This window comes from Solimonas sp. SE-A11, from assembly GCF_030345715.1.
Taxonomy (GTDB): domain Bacteria; phylum Pseudomonadota; class Gammaproteobacteria; order Nevskiales; family Nevskiaceae; genus Solimonas_A.
The window spans coordinates 108,403-122,764 of sequence record NZ_JAUASX010000012.1 but is presented as its reverse complement, the minus strand read 5'-3'; the positions used below and the strand labels follow the sequence as shown (position 1 = coordinate 122,764).

Genomic DNA, 14,362 nt, shown 5'->3' with positions numbered 1-14,362 from the left:
ACCGGATCCGAACATGACACGAGCTTCCCTGCGTATCGGCTGCGCCTCCGGGTTCTGGGGCGACACCGAGTATGCCGCCGCCCAGCTGGTGCACGGCGGCAACATCGACGTCCTGGTGTTCGACTACCTGGCCGAGATCACCATGTCGCTGCTCACGCGTGCCAAGGCCAAGGACCCCCAGGCCGGCTACGCGCCCGACTTCGTCACGACGCTGCGGCCGCTGCTGCGCGAGCTCAAGTCGCGCGGCATCCGCGTGGTCAGCAATGCCGGCGGCGTGAATCCGGGCGCCTGCCGCGAAGCGCTGGCCAAGGCCGCCGAAGCCGAGGGCCTGAACCTCAAGATCGCCGCGGTCACCGGCGACGATCTGCTGCCGCAGATCGAGGCGATGCGCGAGGCCGGCGTGCGCGAGATGTTCAGCGGCGCGCCGCTGCCGGCGCGCCTGGCCAGCGCCAATGCCTATCTCGGGGCCTTTCCGATCGCCGCCGCGCTGGACGCCGGCGCCGACATCGTCGTCACCGGCCGCTGCGTGGACAGCGCCGTGGTGCTCGGCCCGCTGATCCAGGCCTTCGGCTGGAGCGCGACCGACTACGACCGCCTCGCCCAGGGCTCGCTGGCCGGCCACATCATCGAATGCGGCACCCAGTGCACCGGCGGCAACTACACCGACTGGCGCTCGGTGCAGGGTTGGGACCACATGGGCTTTCCCATCGCCGACTGCGCGCCCGACGGCAGCTTCGTCATCGAAAAGCCGCCCGGCACCGGCGGCCTGATCGTGCCTTCGACGGTCGGCGAGCAGGTGGTCTACGAGATCGGCGATCCGCGCAACTACCTGCTGCCGGACGTGAGCTGCGATTTCAGCCGCATTCGGCTGGAGGCGATCGGCGAGAACCGCGTGCGCGTGAGCGGTGCGCGCGGCCGGGCGCCCAGCGAGCACTGCAAGGTCAGCGCCACCTATGCCGACGGCTTTCGCGCGACCGCGCAGTTCATGATCGGCGGCATCGAGGCGCCGGCCAAGGCGCAGCGCACCGGCGAGGCCTTGCTGGCACGCTGCCGGCGCCTGTTCGCCGAGCGCGGACTGGGCGACTTCACGGAGACCAGCATCGAGGCCATCGGCGCCGAGGCGACCTACGGCCCGCATGCGCGAGTGCAAACGCGCGAAGTGTTCGTCAAGATCGCCGCCCGCCACCCGGACAAGAACGCGCTGGAGATCTTCTCGCGCGAAATGGCGCCGATGGCCCTGGCCAGCGCGCCGGCCATCACCGGCTTCTCCGGCGGCCGGCCCAAGGTCACGCCGGTGATCCGCCTGTACTCCCTGCTCTGGCCCAAGGCGCGCATTCCGGTCAGTGTCGAAGTCGACGGCCAGCCCATCGCCTGCCCGCAGATGAGCGGAACCGCGCTGCAGGCCCTGCCGCCGAAGGAGGTGCCCGCGCCGCCGCCAGCTGACGCGCTGGCCGCCGGCACGCGCAGCCTGCCGCTGCTGCGCCTGGCCTGGGGCCGCAGCGGCGACAAGGGCGACAGCGCCAACATCGGCATCCTGGCGCGCCGCCCCGAGTACCTGCCCTGGATTCGCGCGGCGCTGTCGGAAGAGGCCGTCGCCCGGTGGTTCGCCCATCTCGCCCAGGGGCCGGTGCACCGCTACGAGTGGCCGGGCCTGAACGGGCTCAATTTCCTGCTGGAACGCGCGCTCGGCGGCGGCGGCATCGCCTCGCTGCGCATGGACCCGCAGGGCAAGGCCTACGCGCAGATACTGCTCGACTTCCCGGTACCGGTGCCGGCGACCCTGGAAGTGCCGGAATGACTGCTGCTCCGATCCGCCGGCTGCTGGTGGCCAACCGCGGCGAGATCGCCGCGCGCATTCTGCGTACGGCCAAGGCCCAGGGCATCGAATGCGCCGTCGTGCGCCATGCGGCCGAGGACGGCGGCCTAGCACCGCAGCTGGCCGACGCCGTCGTCCCGATCGAAGGCGCAACCCCGGTCGCGGCCTATCTGGACGTGGCGCAGATCGTCGGCGCCGCGCGCCGCTGGGGCGCGGATGCGGTACACCCGGGCTATGGCTTTCTCTCCGAGAACCCGGCGCTGGCGCGCGCGCTGGATGCGGCCGGCATCAGCTTCGTCGGCCCGCCGCCCGAAGTCACCGAGCTCATGGGCGACAAGATCAGCGCGCGCCGTTTCGTCGCGGAGCGCGGCTTTCCGGTGGCGCCGAGCGCCATCGAGGCCGACGACCCGGGCAGTTTCGCGCGGCGCGCGCTGGCCGTGGGCCTGCCGATTCTGATCAAGCCGGCGGCCGGCGGCGGCGGCAAGGGCATGCGCATCGTGCGCAGCGCCGAGGTGCTGGAAGCCGAGCTCGCGGCCGCGCGGCGCGAGGGCGAGCGCTACTTCGGCGACGGCCGGTTGTTCGTCGAGCGCTACGTCGAACGGCCGCGCCATATCGAAGTGCAGGTGCTCGGCGACCAGCACGGCAGCGTCGTGCATTTCGGCGAGCGCGAGTGCTCGGTGCAGCGACGCTTCCAGAAGATCATCGAGGAGACGCCCTCGCCGGCCCTGGACGCCGGCACACGCGCGCGCATCTGCGAGGTCGCGGTCGGCATCGCTCGCGCGGCGGGCTACGTCGGCGCCGGCACCGTGGAGTTCATCTTCGGCGCCGACGGCCAGTTCTACTTCCTGGAGATGAACACACGCCTGCAGGTCGAGCATCCGGTGACTGAGTGCGTGACCGGCTTCGACCTGGTGGCCGAGCAGCTGCGCGTGGCCGCCGGCGAGCCCCTGGGCTACGCCCAGGCCGACATCGGCTTTCAGGGCCATGCCATCGAGCTGCGGCTGTGCGCCGAGGACCCGGCGCAGGGCTTCATGCCCGCCACCGGCAGCCTGCTGGTGCTACGCGAGCCGGCCGGGCCCGGCGTGCGCGTGGACAGCGGCGTGGTCGAAGGCCAGCGCGTCGGCAGCGACTTCGATTCCCTGCTCGCCAAGCTCATCGTCCACGGCCGCAGCCGCAGCCAGGCCCTGGCGCGCGCGCGCCAGGCACTCGCGGACACGGCCTGCCTGGGCGTGGCCACGAATCTCGATTATCTGGACCGCATCCTCGCGCATCCGCAGTTCGCGGCCGGCGACTACAGCACCGCCTTTCTCGAGGAGCAGGCCGCCGAACTCGGCGGCGCCGCTGAAACCCCGCCGATCGCGCTGCTGCTGGCCGCCGCCGCGCTGTCCGATGGCCACATGGTGGCCGCGGCCGCGGATATGCCACGCCTCTACGCGCAGATGGGCGCGTGGCGCAACTGAAAACCTTCTTCCGCCGATGAAAAAGATCTTCCGGCTTGGCGACACCGAGCACGCTTGCAGTCTCCTGCGCGGCGCCGAAGGCCTGATCCTGGAAACGCAGGGCGGGCCGCTACTCTGCGCGCTGCAGCCGCTGGGCGCGGCGCGCTATCGGCTCGGCGCCGGCGACGAGCAGGCGGAGGCCCTGATCGCGCGGCACGGCGATCGCATCTGGGTCCGCCTGCGCGGTCGCACCCACGTCCTCGATGCGGTGGACCCGCTGGACGCGCTGACTGCCGCCGGCCGTCATGGCGGCGACGGCGCGCAGGCGCCGATGCCCGGCACCATTGTCTCCGTGCTCGTGCAGCCCGGCGCCGAGGTCAAGGCCGGCCAGGATCTGGTGGTGATGGAGAGCATGAAGCTGGAGGTGACCATCCGCGCGCCGCATGACGGGCGCATCGCCGCCGTGCACTGCGCGCCGGGTGACCAAGTGACGCTCAAGTTCACGCTGGTGAGTTTCGAGGCCACGACATGAGACGCATCCAGACTGCGATCGACCCCAAGGCGCCGGCTTTTCGCGACAACGCCGCGCGCATGCAGGCCGTCGTCGCCGACTTCAAGGCGCTGCAGGAGCGCGTGCGCCACGAGCGGCCGCAACGCGACATCGAGCGCCTGCGGCGCCAGAACAAGCTGCTGGTGCGCGAGCGCCTGGACCTGCTGCTCGATCCCGGCGCGCCGTTTCTCGAACTGTCGAGCATCGCCGCCTACGATCAGTTCAACGGCGAGGCTCCGGGGGCCAACGTGATCAGCGGCATCGGCGTGGTCAGCGGCCGCGAGGTCATGATCCACGCCGACGATTCCAGCAACAAGGGCGGCGCCTGGTATCCGCTGTCGGCGCCCAAGATCGTGCGCGCGCTGGAAATCGCCATCGAGAACCGGCTGCCGGTGGTGCACCTCTGCGACAGCGCCGGCGGCTATCTGGAGGATCTCTCCGGCGTCTACGTCATGGGCGGCCGCGTGTTCCGCCACCAGTGCATCCTGTCCAAGCTGGGCGTGCCGCAGGTGGCCGTGGTGCTCGGGCATTGCACCGCCGGCGGCGCCTACGTGCCGGCGCTGTGCGAGCACACCATCATGGTCCGCGGCACCGGCGCGGTGTTCCTCGGCGGGCCGCCGCTGGTCAAGGCGGCCACCGGCGAGGAAGTCACGGTCGAGGCCCTGGGCGGCGCCGACATGCACACCACCGTCTCCGGCACCGCGGACTATGCGGTGGACAGCGAGGCAGAGGGCATCGCGCTGGCACGCGAGCTGGTCGCCGGCTTTTCGCAGCCGCGCAAGCACTTCGACTGGGCCGATGCGGAAGCGCCCTACTACGATCCGCGCGAGCTCTACGGCATTCTCCCGGTCGATTACAAGGTGCAGTTCGACATCCGCGAGGTCATCGCGCGCCTCGTCGACGGCAGCCGCTTCCAGGAGTACCAGCCAGGCTACGGCGTGACCCTGGTCTGCGGCTGGGCGCGGCTCTGGGGCTGCAAGGTCGGCATCCTCGGCAACAACGGCGTGCTGTTCTCGGACAGCTCGCTCAAGGCCGCGCACTTCATCCAGCTGTGCAACCAGATCGGCACGCCGATGATCTTCCTGCAGAACACCACCGGCTACATGATCGGCCGGACCTACGAAGAGCGCGGCATCACCAAGGACGGCGCCAAGATGCTGATGGCGCAGGCCGGCTCGGAGGTGCCCAAGTTCACCGTCGTCACCAGCGGCGCCTTCGGCGCCGGCTACTACGGCATGTGCGGGCGGTCCTGGGACCCGCGCCTGATCTTCTCCTGGCCGCAAGCGCGCATGGGCGTGATGGGCCCGGAGCAGGCCGGCAACACCCTGGCCGACGTCAAGCTCCGCCAGCTGCGCCGCGAGCGGCCGGATGCCAGCGACGAGGAAGTCGCCGAGCTGCGCCGGCGCACGCGCGAGAAATCCGAGCGCGAGACCAGCGCGCTGTGGTTCTCGGCGCGCGTGCAGGACGACGGCGTGCTCGACCCGCTGGACACGCGCAACGCGCTCGGCATCGCGCTGTCCTGCGCCGCCAACGTGCCGGTCGCGCAACCGCGCTACGGCGTCTACCGCATGTGAGGCGCGCGCGATGGGCTAGGCCGTCGATGCGAGCGAAGACCAGCCGCTGATCGACGCGGTCGAGCGCTTCCTGCGCGCCGAGGTGTGGCCGGTGGCGATCCGCCTGGAGCACGCCGACGAATACCCGGAAGCCCTCGTCGAGCAGATGCGCGAGATGGGGCGCGATCATCCCTCAGGACTACGGCGGGCTAGGAATGCCGGTGCGCAGCTACACGCGGCTGATCGAGGCATCGCCGCCGAATGGATGTTGCTAGTCGGCGCGGTCAATTCGCACCTGAGCATGGCCGCGGCGGTGCTGCGCCACGGCACGCCGGAACAGCGCGCCGAACTGCTGCCGCGCTTCGCCCGCGGCGAGCTGCGCGGCGGCATCGTGCTGACCGAGCCCGATTGCGGCCGCAACCTGCAGGCCATCCGCACCCTCGCACGCCGCAACGGCGAGCACTACGTCGTCAACAGCACCAAGACCTGGATCACCAACGGCGCGCGCGGCAACCGCTTCGCGTTGCTGGTCAAGACCGGCCCCAGGGCCGAGCCGCACCACCGCGGCAGGAGCCTGTTCATTGCCGAGAACGGACCGGGCTTCTCGGTGCCGCCTAAGCCGCCCAAGCAGGGCCCGACGCAGTGCATCCAGCCGCGAGTCTTGCTCCTATAGTCCCGATTACCCAAAACGATCTCTTCATCGCCGTGCAGCAGTTGGTCGATGACCTTGAGCGCCGCGCTGCGACACTGCTCGACAGCAGACATGACTTTGAGTTGCCCCAGGCTCAGGTGACCGCGTTGCGTCCGGCGCCACTGCGGCCCGTAGGTGAGGAAGATATCCGCGACCTCGCTCGGGACGCGCCACCGTTTACGCAGGCGGTAGGGAGCTCTCCAGTGGACTGATGACGGCGCGCAGCACTTCGGTCGATGTGCGTGTAACGTCTCCAGCGTTTTGTGGCCGAGCGCCACCTGGATCTTGCGGACATCCTCATCCGGCTCCAGCAGGTGGGTAGCGAAACTGTGTCGCAGTGTATGCATGGACACGCCCTTGTCGAGGCCAACTTCCATTACGGCGACGCACACCACGCGATTGAGTTGGCGGGGTGAAAGCGGATTGACCGGATTCATGCCGGGAAACAGCCGACCGCCGTCCCGCATCTTTTCTTGGCGCGGGCCGGCTTCCACCAAGCGCGCAGCCGCTCCAGCAGGATTGGCGACAGCATCGCGTAGCGATCCTTGTCCCTTACCTTGGTCGACACTCAGCAGCATGCGCTGGCTGTCGACGTCGGTGACTTGTGGGGGACCACGGCGGCCGCGCCTGTTTCTGGAGTCGTACCACGCGGCGCCGGATCGCATCGTGCTGGACTTGGACGCCACCTACGATCCGCTGCCTGGCGAGCGGGAAGGTCGCTTCTTTCGCGGCTAGTACGACAGCTACTGCTACCTGCCGCTGTAGATCTTCTGCGTCCGGCAGCTGCTGTGCGCCAAGCTGCGCACCGCCGATCAGGACGGCGCCGCGGGGACGCTGGAGGAAGCCGAGCGGATCGGCCAGATCCGCACGCCCTGATGCACTGGTGCGAGACCAACCGGGCGGACTACATCCTGGGTCTGGCGCGCAACGCGCGTCTGACGCGGGCGATCAGCGTGTCGATGCAGCAGGCCAACGAGCAACACCAGGCGACCGGCCGCTCGGCGCGGGTCTTCCAGGAACTGACTTACCGCACCCGCAAATCCTGGAGCGCCACGCGGAGCGTCGTGGCCAAGGCCGAAGTGCTGCCCGGCAAGACCAACCTGCGCTTCGTGGTGACCTCGCTCAGCCGCCAGGACTGGGTGGCCCGCGCACTCTACGAGGATCTTTACTGCGCGCGGGGCGAGATGGAAAACCGCATCAAGCAATGCCAACTCGATCTATTTGCCGACTGCACGTCCACTGCGACCTTGGAAAACAATACCGGACGGCGCGCACGGGCGGCCGTCCGGTCGGGCGTGTGACGGCGGCTTACGCGGCCAGCAGACAAGCCACGCGCTGGACCGCCGACGGCGACACGCGGCGGTTGCCGCGGTAGAAGCGCAGATAGCCGTCGTGCAGGTTGCCGTAGCGCAGGGCCGGCACGTCGAGCAGGTAGTTCTGCAGGTTCTGCCATGGCTGCTTGGTGCCCTGCCGCGGCAGCCGGTCGTTGGCGCGACGGATGTAGCCGGAGTTGAGGTTGAGGAAGTTCTCCTCGGCCACGCAGCCCTCATCGTCCTCGGGCACGACGCGCTCGGCGCCCAGCCGGCGCATCTCCCGAAGAACCCGCGAGACGAAGGCATTGGCGATGTTTGCCTTGAGGGTCCAGGACGCATTGGTATAGCCGAACACCAGCGCGAAGTTCGGCACGCCTTCAAGCATGATGCCCTTGTACATCAGGGTGTCGTGCAGGTTCAGCACCCGCCCGTCGATGTGGTACTCGGCCCCCCCCAGCAGCTGCAGGTCCAGACCGGTGGCGGTGATGACCAGGTCAGCCGCAAGCTCGCGCCCGGATTTCAGCCGGATGCCGGTTTCGGTGAAGCTGTCGATGTGATCGGTGACGACCGAGGCCTTGCCCTCGCGCAGCGCCTGGAAAAGGTCGCCCCGAGGCACGGCGCACATTCTTTCGTCCCAGGGGTTGTAGCGCGGCTCGAAATGGCTCATGTCGCCGTTGGGCCCCAGCTGCCTGCGCACGGCTGACAGCAGCACCCGACGCATGGCTTTGGGCGCCCGTCGGCAGACGTCGAACACGGCGCGCTGCAGCACCACATTGCGCACGCGGGCCAGCCGATAGGTCAGTGCCTCGGGCAGGACGCGGCGCAGGTTCTCTGTGATCAGGTCGCGCTCCGGAACCGAGACCACATAGGCGGGCGAGCGCTGCAGCATGGTCACGTGCGCCGCCTTGTCGGTCATCGCCGGAACCAGGGTCACGGCGGTAGCGCCGCTGCCGATGACGATCACGCGTTTGCCGCTGTAGTCGTAGTTCTCCGGCCAGTGCTGCGGATGAATGACGTCACCCTTGAACCGCTCAACGCCGTACAGCGGCGGCGTGTAGCCGGCCTCGTACTTGTAATACCCGGTGCAGCCGTAGACAAACCGCGCCGTGAAGCTGACTTCTTCGGACTGCGGCGAGTTCTCCTTGACCGCAGTCACGGTCCAGAAGTTGTCTTTGCTGGACCAGCTGGCCCGGGTGACCTTGTGCCCGAAGCGGATATCGCGACGCACGCCGTACTCGTCGGCGGTATCCTCAATGTACTGGCGGATCGAGGGGCCGTCGGCCAGCAGCCTGGTGTCGGTCCACGGGCGGAAATCGTAGCCCAAGGTGACCATGTCTGAATCGGAACGGATGCCGGGGTACTTGAACAGGTCCCAAGTACCCCCCACGCGTTCGCGGCGCTCGATAATGGCCAGCTCAATGCCGGGAATACTGGACTTAAGGTGACAGGCGGCGCCAATCCCGGACAGCCCTGCACCGAGAATGATGACGTCGAACTGGGCTTGAGACATCGGGCAACTCTCCATCGGAAACACGGTTTGATCTCGCAAGTATAGGATTATCCGTAGTGCGGAGTCCAACAACGCGCGCAGCCTGTTTTGTCTATCCGCCGGCTGAGGCGTCGGGTCCCCATTCCGGGTGCTTGAGCGCCATGCGGTAGTACAGCGGCGGCAGCAATAGCAGGGTCAGCACCGTCGAGGCGATCGTGCCGAAGATCAGCGAAGTGGCGAGGCCCGCGAACATCGGGTCCCGGTACAGCACCAGCGTACCGAGGATCACCGTCGAGGCGGTCAGCCCGATCGGCCGCAGGCGCACGCCGCCCGCCAGCTTCACCGCCTCCTCGAGAGTGTGCCCGCGGCGCTGGTAGTCGTGGACGAAGTCGATGATAAGCAGGGAGTTGCGGATCACCACGCCGGCAAGTGCGACGACCCCGATCATCGAGGCCATGCTGAAGGGAATCCCCAGCAGCCAGTGGCCGGGGAAGATGCCGATCAGGCCGAACGGAATCGCCATCATCGCCATCAGCGGCAGCGAGAAAGAACGATAGATGCCGACCATCAGCAAGTAGATCAGGATCAGTACCACGCCGGTGATTGCGCCCATCTCGCGCACCGTGTCTAGCGTCAGGCGCATCTCGCCATCCCAGAGCAACTCGTAGCCGTCGATCGTGTCCGGCACTTGGTCGAACAGCGTCAGATTACCGGTGCGCAGCCGCACGCCAGGCGCAGCCAGTCCGTCGAACTCAGGCTCCATGTCCATGATGGCAAAGGCCGGCGCCGTGGCGGCGACCACATTGCCGCCGACATAGGTCACGCGCTCGTTGTCCTTTCGCAGAATGGGATGCTCCCGCGGCCGGCGGACCACGCGGACCAGTTCGGAAAGCGGCACTGTCCCGCCCTGCGCGTTGCGTACCGCCACGCGGTCGAATCTGTGCGGGTCTACCTCGTGCTCCCGCGGCACGCGCAGGCGGATCGGAACCGGATTGTGCTCGCCCGGGACGTGGGCCTGCGACACCACCATGCCGTCCATCACCGCGCGCACGGTCTGCTCGACATCCGCCGTAGTCACCCCCGAAAGCAGGGCCTTTTCCTTGTCCACGACCAGGTCGATCTGCTCGCCGTCCACGGCCACAGTATCGAACACATCCACCATGCCCCAGGTCTGGCGGAAGCGCGTCTTCACCGCAGCGGCCAGTTCACGCAGCGTGTCTTGGTCCTCGCCGTGGATATTCGCCAGCACCACAGCCCGGGTCGGCGGGCCCGGCGGCGCCTCCATGAAGCGCAGGTCCAACTGCGGATACCGCGCACGCAGGGGCGCCGTCGCCTCCCGCAGCTCCTCCACGATCTGCATAGAGGTCTTGCGGCGCAGCGACTTGTCGATCAGGTTGACCCGGATTTCCGCTTGGTTCGGCGCACCGCGTTGGCCACCTCCGCTGACCTGGGCCGAAAAATCGACCACACCGGGCAGACCGACATAGGTCAAATAATGCCCGACCTCCGGGTGGTATCGGATGACATCGCCGAACTCGCGGGCGACGCGATCGGTCTGCTCGACCGCCGCGGTTTCCGGCAAGTCCAGGGTGATCGCGAAGCTGTTCTTGTCCTCCTTGGGCATGAGCGATAGCGCGACGCCACCCGCAGACACCGGCCCCCCGGATCCGCCGGGGCGCAGAAACTGCCAGGTCGGCATCATCGCGGACGCCAGCAGGGCGGCAAGGACCGCGCGCACCGCCCAGCGTCGCGGGCCTGCGCTGCGGATCAGCGGACCGACCAGCCGCTGATACCGCTGCTGCAGGACGCCGCCCTGCGCCGGGTCAACCTGCGCGCCGCCGGCGTGCTGCGGCAGCCAGCGCACGCAGGCCCAGGGCACCACGGTGTATGCGACCAGCAGCGAGAAGGCGATCGCCGCGGCGACGTTGAACGAGATGGAGGCGAAATAAGCCCCGTTCATGCCGGTCAGCAGCTGCAGCGAAGAGAAAACGAGCACGATGGTGATCGTCGCCGTGGTCGTCGGCTTGCCGATCTCGTGAGTCGCCAGCACCGCAGCGCGCCGCCGGTCCTGCACGCCCTGCTCGTAATGGCGGTGGATGTTTTCCATCACCACGATGGCATCGTCGACCAGCATGCCCAGGGCCAGGATCAGCGCGAATAGCGAAATGCGGTTGATCGTGACGCCCACGACCATGTCCGCCGCCAGCGTCAGGCTCAGCACCAGCGGCACGACCAGGCAGACGATCAGCGCTTGACGCAGGCCCAGGATCGGCACCAGCACGAGCAGCACCGCGCCGATCGCGATGGCCAGGTCGAAGATCAGCTTGTTGACGGTGTGGTTGGCCTCCTCGCCGTCATTGCGGGTAGTCACGACGACCACCTCCGACGGCACGAAACGCGCCTGCATGCGCCCCACCAGGTCGAGCACCTCGCGGGCGACGACAACGGCATTGCTGTTCGGCTTCTTGGCGATGGAGATCGTCACCGAGGCCAGTTCTCCATGCAGCTCGCGCTGTGCGTGGCGCGAATCGGCAGGGCCGAAGGCCAGGCGCGTGAGCCGTTCCGGGTGCGCGGCCGGCCCGTCGACGACCTCGCCGATGTCCTCGACGTAAATGAGCCGGCCGCCGTGGGTTCCCAAGGGCAGGCTGCGGACCTCGTCCAGCGAGCCCAGCTGGCCCTTGAGCTGCACACTGCGGCTGTGGCCTTCCCGCACCGAGTTGCCGACGACCGCGGACAGGTTGCTGGCCTGCAGGCTGGCGATGCCTTCCCGCAGCGTCAGGCCATAGGCCTGCATGCGTGCCGGGTCGAGGTCGAGGCGGATCTCGCGAGTGCGACCGCCATGAACCTCGACCACCGACACCTCCCGCAGCGTGCTCAGCCGTTCGGCCATGCGCTCGGCGATCCGGCGCAGCGCGTAGTCGTCGTAGCGCGCGGAAGCCAGCGAGACGGTGACGATGGGCACGTCGTCCACGTCGAGCTGGCGCACCGTGGGCTCCAGCGTTGCCGGCGGCAGGATGTCGCGAAAGGCGGCCACGCGCTGGCGCACGCGGCTGATCGCGTCGTCTTCGTTGACGCCGACGTAGAACTGCAGCTGGATCTGCCCCATGCCCGGCGCGGCGGTGGCGAAGCTGTGCTCCACGCCGGCGATTTCGCGCAGTCGCGCCTCCATCGGCGCCACGATCAGCCGTTCGACCTCCGCGGCCGTGCTTCCCGGGAGCTGCCAGCTGACCATGGCGCCGGGCACGACAATCTGGGGATTTTCCTCACGCGGCGTTATCAGTGCCGATAGGATGCCGATTAGGAACACGGCCACCACGAACAGCGGCGTGAGCTTGGAATCGACCGAGGCCGCGGCCAGCCGGCCGGCAAGGTTCAATGTGGGCTCAGACACCGGCGCATCCTGGCGCGCGCGGCCGCACCAAGGCCCTCACGAAGCCTCCGCCGCGGCGGTGACGAGATCGCCTTCGCGCATCTGCTGCGGCGGCGCGACCACGATGCGCTCGCCGGGGTCCAGTCCGGCGCTGACGACGAGGCCTTGCCCGCTCGCATCCTCGGTGCGCAGCCAACGGAAGCGCACGCGCTCGCCTTCGCTGACCACGTACACCCCGCGGAGCCCGCCGCGCTCCACCACAGCCTGGATCGGCACAACGACGGCCTCGCGCGTGCCGACCGTGAACAGGGCGCGCCCGAACATGCCGGGCAGCAGCCCCTCGGCGCCCGGCAGCCGGACCTTCACCTCGAAGCGGCGGGTGACCGGGTCGCCCGAAGGCACGCGGCGCTGGACCTCGCCCTGAAGACTCGTGCCAAGGGCGTCAATGCTCACCTGCACGGCATCGCCGATCTGAATCGCGCCGATGGTCCGCTCGGCTACCTGCGTCTCGAACAGCAGGATCGATTCCGACTCCACCGTCAGCAGCGCCCCCCCAGGCGCCGCCATGTCGCCGGCACGCCGGTGCCGCGTGACGACTAGCCCGTCAATCGGACTCAGGATGCGGACGTACTGCCGTTCGGACTGCGCGCGCTCGCGCTCGGCCTCGGCCGCAATCAGCGCCTCGTTGGCCATCTGCAGGTGCAGCCGCGCCTTGCGCAGCTGGGCACCGGAGACGGCACCACGGTCGTGCAGGGTTTGCGCGTCGTCGAAGTCGCGCTGCGCGTCGTCCTGTGCGGCCCGAGCCTGCTCGAGTGCCGCCCCCACGGTGAGGATGGCGGCCTCGATGTCCCGCGCTTCCAAAGTGGCGAGCAGCTGACCCTTGGTCACGCGCTGTCCCTCGCGGACCTCGATTGCCCGGATGTAGGCGGCGACACGCGAACCGATGTCCACACGCTGGTCAGACACCACGGAGCCGGTGCCGGTGTGCAACAGCGGCAGCCGCTGCGCCGCTACGACCGCTGTTGGTACGGAAAACGACCGGGATGGCGGCGGCTCGTGCGGCGCACGCTCGCCGGCGCAGGCCGCAATCAGCAAGGCCACGCCCGCCAACGCGGCCCGTACCGATCGCCCGCCAGCGCCCGACACTAGCCCCGCTCGCACATCCAATTGTAAGGGCATCTCCCGGATTGTCCTCATGCTTCGACTCTCGTTGTTTGCTGATTGCCCTAACCCGGCCTGAGCGGGATCAATGTTCGCAATGAAAAAATCGCTTACAGAACGCTTGCTCGAGGCTAGCTGACTACAACTCTGCCGAACCGACCGCAAGAGCGGCCGACCGCCACCGACCCCCTTCGCGGACCGCCCGTACGACAAGCTGGCTGAATCAGCGATGACGTGGATCAACGTGATTAACCTCGGTAAGCCTGAGCCTCTGCTCGGGCCACGGCGCGGTGACTGCTGCAGCGCGGAGCCGGCGCACGAGCATGACGGACAGATCGACGCGACAGTTGAAGCGGTACGCGACCTCGGCCAAGTAGCGATGTGGCCCGACCTCGCGGTGCTCCTGGATGCTCGCCGCCAAGATAAGTGTCGTCGATATCGATGCGGGCCTTGAGCACACGCCGCCCCTCGCGCACGGCCGTCACCGCCATCAACTGGTGCTTGATGCGCCAGTCGGTGGTGTAGCGCACGCCCAGTCGCATCAAGTCCAACGCCAAGATGTTGTTCTTGACCGACGTCAGCAAGTGCATCGCCAGAAGCCACCGCGTCAACGGCAGCTTGGTTGCCGCGAAGATCGCCGGCGGTGACCGTCGTCTGATGGCAGCAGCGGATTCCGGACAGATGAAGCCCTGCGGCCAGCGCGATTGCATCAGCGTCGCCTCGCATTGCTCGACCGTTCCGTAGCGCGTCATCAACTCACCCAACGACAAGCCCTTCCTGAAATTACACCCGATTGATCGGCATGGGATTTCCTCGTAGAAACGATGCCAGGATCTTCACAGTAGCCAGGTTCGCAGCAGGATCCGGGCCGAGGGTCAGGGATAATCATGTGGATCAATTGTGTTCCGGCTGTTTGCCGCCAACATGAAATTAAAGAGTTATAGGTCGAGACTACCTAGCATTTGTTTTATACACCAGGG

General features: G+C 68.0%; 9 protein-coding genes and 2 pseudogenes. 6 read left to right on the top strand and 5 right to left on the bottom strand.

The genetic code is table 11. The features are described 5' to 3' along the window. The first annotated feature begins 13 nt into the window (after positions 1–13). From QT386_RS14825 to QT386_RS14805, 5 genes are read left to right on the top strand one after another with little or no spacing between them, the layout of a single operon-like run. On the top strand, positions 14–1,798 hold the full coding sequence (locus tag QT386_RS14825; protein ID WP_289274531.1) for an acyclic terpene utilization AtuA family protein: 1,785 nt from the start codon (positions 14–16) through the stop codon (positions 1,796–1,798). After that, positions 1,795–3,276: an acetyl/propionyl/methylcrotonyl-CoA carboxylase subunit alpha gene (locus QT386_RS14820; protein WP_289274530.1), complete on the top strand. Its 1,482-nt coding sequence runs from the start codon at positions 1,795–1,797 to the stop codon at positions 3,274–3,276. The genes QT386_RS14825 and QT386_RS14820 overlap by 4 nt, the downstream gene beginning before the upstream one ends. 16 nt (positions 3,277–3,292) lie before the next feature. Beyond that, positions 3,293–3,787 (top strand): biotin/lipoyl-containing protein, encoded by a 495-nt coding sequence (locus QT386_RS14815; RefSeq protein WP_289274529.1) that lies wholly within the window; start codon positions 3,293–3,295, stop codon positions 3,785–3,787. Then, positions 3,784–5,379, top strand: coding sequence for an acyl-CoA carboxylase subunit beta (locus tag QT386_RS14810; RefSeq protein ID WP_289274528.1), 1,596 nt, complete (start codon positions 3,784–3,786; stop codon positions 5,377–5,379). The genes QT386_RS14815 and QT386_RS14810 overlap by 4 nt, the downstream gene beginning before the upstream one ends. 46 nt (positions 5,380–5,425) lie before the next feature. Next, positions 5,426–6,031: an acyl-CoA dehydrogenase family protein gene (locus tag QT386_RS14805; protein WP_289274569.1), complete on the top strand. Its 606-nt coding sequence runs from the start codon at positions 5,426–5,428 to the stop codon at positions 6,029–6,031. 323 nt (positions 6,032–6,354) lie between these two features. On the opposite strand, the pseudogene QT386_RS14800 reads toward QT386_RS14805, so the two are convergent. Next, positions 6,355–6,627: pseudogene (locus tag QT386_RS14800) on the bottom strand (tyrosine-type recombinase/integrase); the annotation flags it as partial. Positions 6,628–6,837: 210 nt separating this feature from the next. On the opposite strand from QT386_RS14800, the gene QT386_RS14795 reads away from it, so the two are divergent. Then, positions 6,838–7,350, top strand: a complete 513-nt coding sequence (locus QT386_RS14795) for a transposase (RefSeq protein ID WP_367401445.1) — start codon at positions 6,838–6,840, stop codon at positions 7,348–7,350. Between the two features lie 7 nt (positions 7,351–7,357). Here QT386_RS14795 and QT386_RS14790 read toward each other — a convergent pair whose 3' ends face one another. The 4 genes and pseudogenes from QT386_RS14790 to QT386_RS14775 all read right to left on the bottom strand — a co-directional run bounded on the left by QT386_RS14790 (position 7,358) and on the right by QT386_RS14775 (position 14,134). Further along, entirely contained in the window at positions 7,358–8,872 is a 1,515-nt protein-coding gene (locus tag QT386_RS14790) for an NAD(P)/FAD-dependent oxidoreductase (RefSeq protein WP_289274526.1), read from the bottom strand. Positions 8,873–8,963: 91 nt separating this feature from the next. Beyond that, positions 8,964–12,242: an efflux RND transporter permease subunit gene (locus tag QT386_RS14785; protein WP_289274525.1), complete on the bottom strand. Its 3,279-nt coding sequence runs from the start codon at positions 12,240–12,242 to the stop codon at positions 8,964–8,966. A gap of 36 nt (positions 12,243–12,278) precedes the next feature. After that, complete coding sequence (locus QT386_RS14780; protein WP_289274524.1) at positions 12,279–13,322, bottom strand: efflux RND transporter periplasmic adaptor subunit; 1,044 nt, start codon at positions 13,320–13,322, stop codon at positions 12,279–12,281. Between the two features lie 283 nt (positions 13,323–13,605). Continuing rightward, positions 13,606–14,134, bottom strand: a pseudogene (locus QT386_RS14775) (hypothetical protein). Positions 14,135–14,362: the final 228 nt, after the last annotated feature.